This is a genomic window from Streptomyces viridosporus (genome assembly GCF_002078235.1).
Lineage (GTDB): Bacteria > Actinomycetota > Actinomycetes > Streptomycetales > Streptomycetaceae > Streptomyces > Streptomyces viridosporus.
The window spans coordinates 1-9,735 of record NZ_MSGP01000237.1; the positions used below are offsets into that span (position 1 = coordinate 1).

Genomic DNA, 9,735 nt, shown 5'->3' on the forward strand with positions numbered 1-9,735 from the left:
CAGCACGTACACCCGGGTGTTGACGATCGGGGTGCCGATGGGAGGCGCTGTGCCGGCACCGGCGACCAGCGGTTCGCTGATCGTGGCCACGACGGTGGATTCGGTGGGGCCGTAGGCGTTGATCATGCGGCGGCCGGGGGCCCAGCGGTCCACCAGGGCGGCGTCGGTGGCGTCGCCGCCCACGATCAGGGTGGTGAAGTCCGGCAGGTCCGTGGCCGGGACGGTGGCCAGCGCGGCCGGCGGGATCAGCGCGTGGGTGATCCTCCGGTCGGCGAGGACCCGGCCCAGGGCCTCGTCGGCCAGCGGGCCGGGCGGCGGGACCACCAGGGCCGCGCCCCGGGGCAGGCTCATGCACAGTTCGAGGACCGAGGCGTCGAAGCTGGGCGAGGAGAACTGCAGCACCCGGCTGTGCGGGCCGACCGCGCAGCGTTCGGCCAGGACGGTGGCGAAGGCGGCCAGGCCCCGGTGGGAGACCACCACGCCCTTGGGGCGGCCCGTCGAGCCGGAGGTGTAGATGACGTAGGCCGGGTGGGCCACGGTCAGCCGCGCCGGCCGGTCGGTGTCCGTCGGGTCGGTCGCCGGTGCGGCGGCCAGGTCGAGGCGGTCCAGGAGCAGGCGGCCGGCGGCGGTCGATTCGGGCAGGCGGTCCGCGTCGTGGCCGGTGGTGATGACCAGGACGGGGTCGGCGTCGTGGAGCATGTAGGCGATGCGGTCGGCGGGGTAGTCGGGGTCGACCGGCAGGTAGGCGGCGCCGGCCTTCATCACCGCCAGGCGGGCCACGACGATGTCCACCGAGCGGGGCAGCAGCAGGGCGACGATCCGCTCGGGGCCGACGCCCCGGTCGATGAGGTGGTGGGCGAGCCGGTTGGCCCGCTCGTTGAGCTGCGCGTACGACAGCGAGGTGTCGTCGGACACGACCGCCGGGGCGTCCGGGGTCCGGGCCACCTGCGCCTGGAACAACGCCGGGAACGTCGCGGGCTCGATCGCCCGGCGGGCGCCGTTCCACGTGTGGAGGACGCGCTCGCGCTCCGCCCCGGTGAGGTGGTCCAGCCGGCCGACCGGGAGGTCCGGCTCGGCGGTGATGCGGGCCAGCAGGTCCGTCAGCCGGTCGGCCATGGCCTCGGCCCGGTCGGCCGGCAGCAGTTCCGGCCGGTGGTTGAGGCGGAACTCCAGCCGGTCGCCCGGCAGGACGACGAACGTCACCGGGTAGTGGGTGGCGTCGCGGCCGTCGATGTGGGTGACGTCCAGCGCCCCGGGGGCCCGCAGCTTCTCCGGGTCCAGGGGGTAGTTCTCCAGCACCGCCAGCGTGTCGAAGAGTTCACCGTGACCGGCGATGCGCTGGATCTCGGACAGGCCGAGGTACTGGTGGTCCATCAGGTCCAGTTGCTCCGCCTGCAGGCGGGTGAGCAGCTCCGCGACGGTCTCGTCGTGGCGCAGCCGGACCCTGACGGGCAGCGTGTTGATGAAGAGGCCGGCCATCGACTCGATGCCCGGGACCTCCGGGGGACGGCCGGAGACCGTGGCGCCGAACACCACGTCCCGGCGTCCGGTGAGCCCGGCGAGCGTCAGCGCCCACGCGCCCTGCACCAGGGTGTTGAGGGTGAAGCCGTACCTGCGGGCGAGGGCCGTCAGCGCGGCGGTGGACTCCTCGGAGAGCCACCGGGTGACCCGGCCGGGCGTCACGGTGGCGTCGGAGGTCCCCGGCACGAGCAGGGTGGGCTCCTCCAGCCCGTCCAGCGCGGTGTGCCAGGCCCGCCTCGCCGGCTCGTCGTCCAGGCCGGCGCGCCACGTCAGGTAGTCGGCGAAGGCCGGGGCCGGAGGCAGCGCCGAGGCGTCCCCGCGGGTCTCGTAGAGCGCGAACAGCTCTTCGAGCAGGACGGGCATCGACCAGCCGTCGAGCAGGATGTGGTGGTTGGTGAGGAGGAGGCGGTGACGGTCGGCGGCGAGCCGGACCAGGGTGAAGCGGATCAGCGGTGCGGTCGTCACGTCGAACCGGGTGGTCCGGTCCGCCTCCATCACCCGGTCGAGTTCGGCGGCGCGCCCGGCTTCGTCGAGGTGGACGAGATCGATGTCGGTCCAGGGCAGTTCCACGGCGTTCGGCACGAGCTGCACGGCGTGCGGCAGCCCGTCCTCACGGAAGCAGACCCGCAGGTTCGGGTGGCGGGCCAGGAGCCCGGCGGCCGCGGAACGCAGCGCCGTGACGTCCAGGGGACCGGCGAGGTCCAGGTGGAGCTGGACGTTGTAGACGTCCGGAGCGCTGTCGTCCAGCAGGCTGTGGAAGAGCAGGCCCTCCTGGAGCGGGGCCAGCGGCAGGACGTCCGCGAGGCCGGGCCGGTCGGCCTCCAGCAGGTCGATGTGGTGCTGCTCCAGGGAGACGAGCGGCAGGTCGGAGGGGGTGAGGCCGGTGACCGGGCCGGACGGGCCCGCCGGGGCGGCGAGCCGCTCCAGCGCCTCGAACCACAGCCCGGCCAGTTCGCGGACCGCGGACTCCTCCAGGATCTCGCCGGCCCAGGTCCAGGTGGCCACGAGGTGCGGCCCGTCGGGGCCGTCCTGGGTGACGGCGTTGATCTCCACCACGTGCGGCATGGCCATGTCGTCGTCGGCGCCGCCGCCGATCACGCCCGCCGGGGCCCAGTCCCCCTCGCCCGGGGAGCCGAAGCGGCCCAGGTAGTTGAAGCCGATCTGCGGGGCCGCCAGGCCGTGCATCAGCATCGCCGTCTGGGGGTTGAGGTGGCGCAGCAGCCCGTGGCCGACGCCACCGTCGGGGACGGACAGCAGCCGCTCCTTGACCCGCTTGACGGTCTCGGCGGGGTTCTGCCGGCCGTCCGCCTCCAGGCGTACGGGATGCAGGCCGGTGAACCAGCCGACGGTACGGGAGAGGTCCGCACCGGTCAGCGACTCGTCGCGGCCGTGGCCCTCCAGGTCGATCAGCACGCCCGCGGCCGTGTCGTGGCCGCGGCGGCGTCGCCACTCGGTGACGGCGAGGGTGAGCCCGGCGAGCAGGACCTCGCCGACGCCGGTGCGGAAGTCGGCGGGCACGCTGGTGAGCAGCGGTGCCGTGGCCTGCGGCGGGAGGGTCAGCGACAGGCTGCGGGCGGTGGCGACGGTGTCCCGGCGGGCGTCCAGCGGCCGGTCGCCGAGCGGTGCGTCGGGCACGGCGAGCATGTCGGTCCAGAACGCGATCTCGTCGAGCCGCTCCGGTTCCTGGGCGAGGGCGGTGAGCTGTTCGGCCCAGCGGCGGTAGGAGGTGCCGACGGCCGGGAGGCGCGGGGCGCGCCCCGCGCGGACGGCGTCCCAGGCGGCCGACAGGTCGGGCAGCAGGATCCGCCAGGACACCCCGTCGACGGCCAGGTGGTGCACGGTCAGCAGCAGCCGGCCCGCCGTGTCCGGTCCGGCGTCGAACCACACGGCCCGCAGGACGACGCCGTCCTCGGGCGCCAGCGCGGCCCGGGTCCGGGCGGTGTGGTCGGCGACGAGCTCCGCGAACCGCTCGTCCCCCATGTCCTCCGAGGGGAAGCGGGAGAGCACGGACGCGGCCGTGACGCTGCCGCGGTCGGCCACGTCCAGGCCCCAGAGCGGTCCGCGGCGGGTCAGCCGCACCCGCAGCATGTCGTGCCGGTCGAGCACCGCCTGGAGGACGGCGGCGAGGTCCCGCTCCGTCGCACCGGCGGGGGTGCGCACCAGCACGGACTGGCTGAAGGCGTCGACGGTGCCGGGCAGGCCGCGCAGCCAGTGCATGATCGGGGTGAGCGGCAGCGGGCCGAGGCCGTCGTCCGCGTTCTCCTGCGCGGCCTCCTCCGGCGCGTCCTCCTCGGTGGCCCGGGCGACGACCGCCAGGGCGGCGGCGGTGCGGTGCACGAAGACCTCGCGCGGTGTGATGACGAGGCCGCGGGCACGGGCCCGGGAGACGAGCTGGATGGAGACGATGGAGTCGCCGCCCAGGTCGAAGAAGCTCCTCTCGGCGCCCACCGCGGGCAGGCCGAGCACCTGGGCGAACAGTTCGCACAGGATCCTCTCCCGCTCCGTCGCCGGGGCCCGGCCGGTGTCGGCGGGCGTCCCGGGGGCGGGCAGCGCCGCACGGTCCAGCTTGCCGTTCGGCGTCAGCGGCAGCGCGTCGAGCACGACGACGGCGGAGGGCACCATGTGGTCGGGGAGTTCGCGGGCGACCGCGGAGCGGAGCTCCGCCGGGTCGGCCGCGGCGCCGTCGGCCGGTACCGCGTAGCCCACCAGCCGGCGGGGTCCGGCGGGCTCCTCGCGCACCACGACGACGGCTTGGGCGACCTGCGGCAGGGCGGTGAGCACGGACTCGATCTCGCCCAGCTCGATCCGGAAACCGCGCACCTTGACCTGGTGGTCGACCCGGCCGAGGAACTCGAGCTGGTCGTCGTGGTTCCAGCGCACGACGTCGCCCGAGCGGTACATCCGGGCACCCGGTACGCCGAACGGGTCGGCCACGAAACGGTCGGCCGTCAGGTCCGGCCGGCCCAGGTACCCGCGGGCGAGACCGGCGCCGGCGATGTACAGCTCGCCCGCGACGCCGGGCGGCACCGGCCGGAGGTGGGCGTCCAGGACGTACACCCGGGCGTTGACGACGGGACCGCCGATGGGCGGCAGTCCGCCGCCGCCGAGGGGGGCGCTCATCGTCGCGCAGACCGTGGTCTCCGTGGGGCCGTAGGCGTTGACCATCCGGCGGCCGGCCGCCCAGCGTTCGACCGTCTCGCCGGCGGTGGCCTCCCCCGCGACGACCAGCGTCGAGACCGAGGAGAAGTCGCCGGGGGAGGCGGCCCCGAGGACCACCGGCGGCAGCGTCGCGTGGGTGACCCGGTGCCGGGCGGCGAGCGCCGCCAGGGCCGGGCCGGGGGTGACCTCCTCCGCGGTGCCCACGACCAGGGCGGCCCCGGACAGGAGCGCCATCGTCAGCTCCCAGAACGCGGCGTCGAACGACGGCGAGGCGAACTGCAGCACACGGCTGTCCGGTCCGACGTCGAAGCGCTCGGTCTGGGCGGCGATCAGGCTCGCCACGCCGGAGTGGGTGACCACCACGCCCTTGGGGCGGCCGGTGGAGCCGGAGGTGTAGATCACGTACGCGGGGCTCGCGACGTCCGCCGGGACGACGGGCGCGACGGGCCCGGCGAGGTCGTCCGGGCGGTCCACGAGGAGCCGCGGCACGTCACCGGGGATCGTGTCCGCCACCGCCGACGTGGTGATGACCAGCGCGGGACGGGAGTCCCGCAGCATGTAGGCGACGCGGTCGGCCGGATAGTCGAGGTCGACCGGCAGGTACGCGGCGCCCGCCTTGAGGACGGCGAGCACGCACACGACGAGTTCCGCCGAACGCGGCACCGCGACGGCCACGATCCGTTCGGGGCCGACGCCCCGGTCGGCCAGCACGGCCGCGAGCCGGTCGGTGCGCTCGTCCAGCTCCCCGTAGGTCAGCACCCGGTCGCCGAAGAGGACGGCCGGGGCGTCGGGGGCGGCGGCGACCCGCGCGGAGAACAACTGCGGGAAGGTGGCGTACGGGACGTCGCGCGCGGTGCCGTTGACGCCGCGGACCAGGTGTTCGTACTCGGCGGCGGGGAGGACGTCGATCCGGCCCACCGGCTCCTGCGGGCGGTCCGCCCAGAACTCCAGGACCGCCTGGAAGCGGCCCACCAACTGCCGGACGGCATCGGCGTCGAACAGGTCGGGCCGGTAGTTGACCCGCAGGTGCAGCCGCTCGCCGGGCATCACGGCGAGGCTCAGCGGGTAGTGAGTGGCGTCCCGGCCGTCGATGGCGGTGACGGCGAGGCCGGGCACCCTCAGCCGCGCCGGGTCCAGCGGGTAGTTCTCCAGCACGGTGATGGTGTCGAAGAGCTCGCCGATCCCGGCGATCCGCTGGACGTCGGCGAGTCCGATGTGCTGGTGCTCCATCAGCCGGGCCTGCTCGTCCTGCAGCCGGGTCAGGAACGCGACGGCGCTCTCCCCGGGCACGATGCGGACCCGCACCGGAAGGGTGTTGATGAACAGGCCGACCATCGACTCCACGCCGGGGACCTGGGGCGGCCGGCCGGAGACCGTGCCTCCGAAGACGACGTCGTCGCGTGCGGTCAGCCGGCTCAGCACCACGGACCAGGCGCCCTGGAGCAGGGTGTTGAGGGTGAGACCGTGTGCGCGTGCGGTGTCCTGGAGCCGCGCGGTCAGATCGGCGGGCAGGTCGGCCGTCAACTGGTCGGGCACGACCGGCTGCCGGTCGGGGACGGAGGGGGCGAGGAGGGTGGGCTCGTCGAGCCCCTGGAGCGCCTCGCGCCAGACGCTCGCGGTGGCGGACGCGTCCTGTTCGGCCAGCCAGGCGAGGTGGTCCCGGTGGGGCGGGATGCGGTCCGGGGTCCGGCCCGCGTAGAGGTCGAGGAGTTCCCGGACGAACAGCGGCATGGACCAGCCGTCGAGCAGGACGTGGTGGTGCGTGAAGACCAGCCGGTGCCGGTCGTCGGCGAGCGTGACCAGCAGGAAGCGCATCAGCGGAGGGGCCGCCAGGTCGAAGCGGTTGCCGCGGTCCTCCTGCAGCATCCGGTCCAGGACGGTCTGCTGCTCGGTCGGGTCCAGGTGGCGCAGGTCCAGGTCCGTCCAGGGCAGTTCCACCGACTCGGGGACCACCTGGACGGCATGGTCCAGCCCGTCGAGCCGGAAGGCCGCGCGCAGACCGGGGTGACGGCGCAGCATCTCCTCGGCCGCGCCCCGCAGGGCCGCGGCGTCCAGCCGGCCCTCCAGGTCGTAGAGGAACTGGACGGTGTAGACGTCCGGGCCGCCCTCGTCGAACAGGGTGTGGAAGAGCAGCCCCTGCTGGAGCGGCGTCACCGGGAGGATGTCGACGGTCGCCGGGTGCGCGGCCTCGATGCTCCGGATCTGCTCCTGGGTGAGCCGTACCAGCGGCACGTCGGAGGGGGTGAAGCCGCCCGCCCCGGGCTGCGAGGACGCGTCCACGAGCTCCCGCAGGGCCCGGAACCACAGGTCGGCCAGACCGCTCACCTCCGCCTCGGTGAGCAGGCCGCCGGCCCAGTTCCACACGGCGGTGAGCACCGGGCCCTCGGCGGTCTCCCGGGTGTACGCGTTGAGGTCGACGGTGTGGGCCACGGGCATCGACGGATCGTCGGCGCCGGTCAGGGCGCGCTCCCCGGCCACCGGGGACCAGTCGCCGCCCGACGGACCACCGACGCGGCCGAGGTAGTTGAAGCCGATCTGCGGGGCCGGCAGGCCGGCGAGCGCGGCCCCCGCCACCGGGTGCAGATGACGCAGCAGACCGAAACCGATGCCGTTGTCCGGCACCGCCCGCACCTGCTCCTTGACGCGCCTCAACGCCTCCCCGGCGTCCTCCCCGCCGGCGTCCAGGCGGACGGGGAACAGACTGGTGAACCAGCCCACCGTCCGCGACACGTCCACGCCCTCCAGCACGTCCTCCCGGCCGTGCCCCTCCACCTCCAGCAGCACCTCGGAGGTGTCCACGCCCCGGGCCCGGCGCCACCGCGGCACCGCCAGCGCGAGCCCCGCCAGCAGCACCTCGTGCGCACGGGCGCGGAACACCCGCGCCACCTCGCCCAGCAGGGCCGACGTCTCCGTGGGCGGCAGCGACACCGTGAGCGACCGCACCGTCGCCGCCGTGTCCCGCTCCGGGTCCACGGCACGGCTGCCCAGCAGCGGGTCCGGACCGGAGGCGAGGTGCTGCCACAGTTCGGCCTCGGCCACCCGCTCGGGGCGGTGGGCCAGCCGGTGGAGCTCGCGGGCCCAGGTCCGCAAGGAGGTCCCGTACGGGGGGAGCGCGGGGGTGCGTCCGTCGGCGGCGGCCTGCCACGCCTCCGCGAGGTCGGACAGCAGGATGTGCCAGGAGACGCCGTCGACCACCAGGTGGTGGGCGACCAGCAGCAGCCGCCCGGGAGCCTCGTCCCCGGCGTCGAACCACACGGCCCGCAGCATCACGCCGTCGTACGGGGCGAGTTCGGCGACGGCGGCGCCGGTCCGCTCGTCGAGCAGCTCCGGCGGGAGGCCGGCGGCCGGGTCCGGGACGCCGACGCGCCGCAGGGTGTCCCGGGCCTCGACCGAGCCGGCCGGTGCCACCTCGAGGGTCCATCCGCCGTCTCCGGTGGCCACGGCACGCATGCGCAGGGCGTCGTGGCGCTCCAGCAGGGCCTGCAGGGCCGCGGTGAGGTGCTCCTGCCGCAGACCGGCGGGGACCTGGACGAGGGTGGCCTGGTGGTACTGGTCCATGCTGCCGCCGCGGCCGGCGAGCCAGTGGACGACCGGGGTGGCGACGAGCGGGCCGACGGGCTCGTCCCGCACCGGCTCGGCGGCCGCCGAGCCGGTGGCCGCGACGGCCGCCAGGGCCGCCGGGGTGCGGTGCTTGAAGACGTCCCGGGTGGTCATCCGCAGTCCGGCACGGCGGGCGAGGGAGATCATCTGCAGGGAGACGATGGAGTCGCCGCCCAGGTCGAAGAAGTTGTCGTCCGGGCCGACGGCGGGGAGACCCAGCGCCTCGGCGAAGACGGCGCAGAGCGTCTCCTCCGTGCGGGTGGCGGGGGCACGGCCGGTGGTGCCGGCGGCCACCACGGGGGCGGGCAGCGCCTTGCGGTCGAGCTTGCCGTTGGAGGTCAGCGGCAGGACGTCGAGCGCGACGAACGCGGCGGGCACCATGTAGTCGGGCAGCAGCGCGGCCAGGTGGTCCCGGAGCGCGGCCGGGTCGCAGTCCCGGCCGTCGGCCATGACCGTGTAGCCCACCAGCCGCTTGTCGCCCGGCCGGTCCTCGCGGACGACGACGGCCGCCTGGACGACGTCGGCGTGGGTCTCGAGGCAGGCCTCGATCTCGCCGAGCTCGATGCGGAAGCCGCGGATCTTGACCTGGTGGTCGGCGCGGCCGATGTACTCCAGCTCGCCGTCGTCGTCCCAGCGCGCCAGGTCTCCGGTGCGGTACATCCGGGTGCCGGGCGGGCCGTAGGGGTCGGCGACGAAGCGCTCGGCGGTCAGGGCGTGCCGGCCGAGGTAGCCCCGGGCCAGGCCCGCGCCGGCCACGTACATCTCACCGACGACGCCCGGCGCGGCGGGCCGGAGGGCGGAGTCCAGCACACGTATCCCGAGGTCGGGGATGCCCCGGCCGATGAGGCTGCCCGTGGCGGACTTGGCGGTCAGCCGGTCCAGCTCGCGGTGGGTGACGTGGACGGTGGTCTCGGTGATGCCGTACATGTTGATCAGGCGGGGGGCGTCCTCGGGGTGGCGGCCGTACCACTCCCGCAGCCGCCACAGGTCGAGTGCCTCGCCGCCGAAGACGACGTAGCGCAGGGCCAGCCGGGCGCCCAGGTCCGGGCGGTCGGCCTCGGTCCGCATCAGCTGGTAGAAGGCGGAGGGGGTCTGGTTGAGGACCGTCACCTTCTCGTCGGCCAGCAGTTCCAGGAAGTCCTCGGGCGAGCGGGAGACGTCGAAGGGGACGACCACGAGGCGGCCGCCGTGCAGCAGCGGGCCCCAGATCTCCCAGACGGAGAAGTCGAAGGCGTAGCTGTGGAAGAGGGTCCACACGTCGGCGGGGCCGAAGCCGAACCAGGGGTCGGTCGCGGCGAACAGGCGCACCACGTTGCCGTGCGGGATCACCACGCCCTTGGGGCGGCCGGTGGAGCCGGAGGTGTAGATGACGTAGGCGGCGGAGCCGGCGGTGAGCGGGCCGCCGCGGTCGGCGTCGGTGAGGTCGTGGCCGGGCAGGGCGGCGACCTCGGCGAG

The 9,735-nt window shown here is 74.9% G+C and carries 1 protein-coding gene; it reads right to left on the minus strand.

The features are described from left to right. The coding region (locus B7L92_RS17560; RefSeq protein ID WP_143626341.1) for a non-ribosomal peptide synthetase at positions 1-9,735 on the minus strand (9,735 nt) is incomplete at both ends.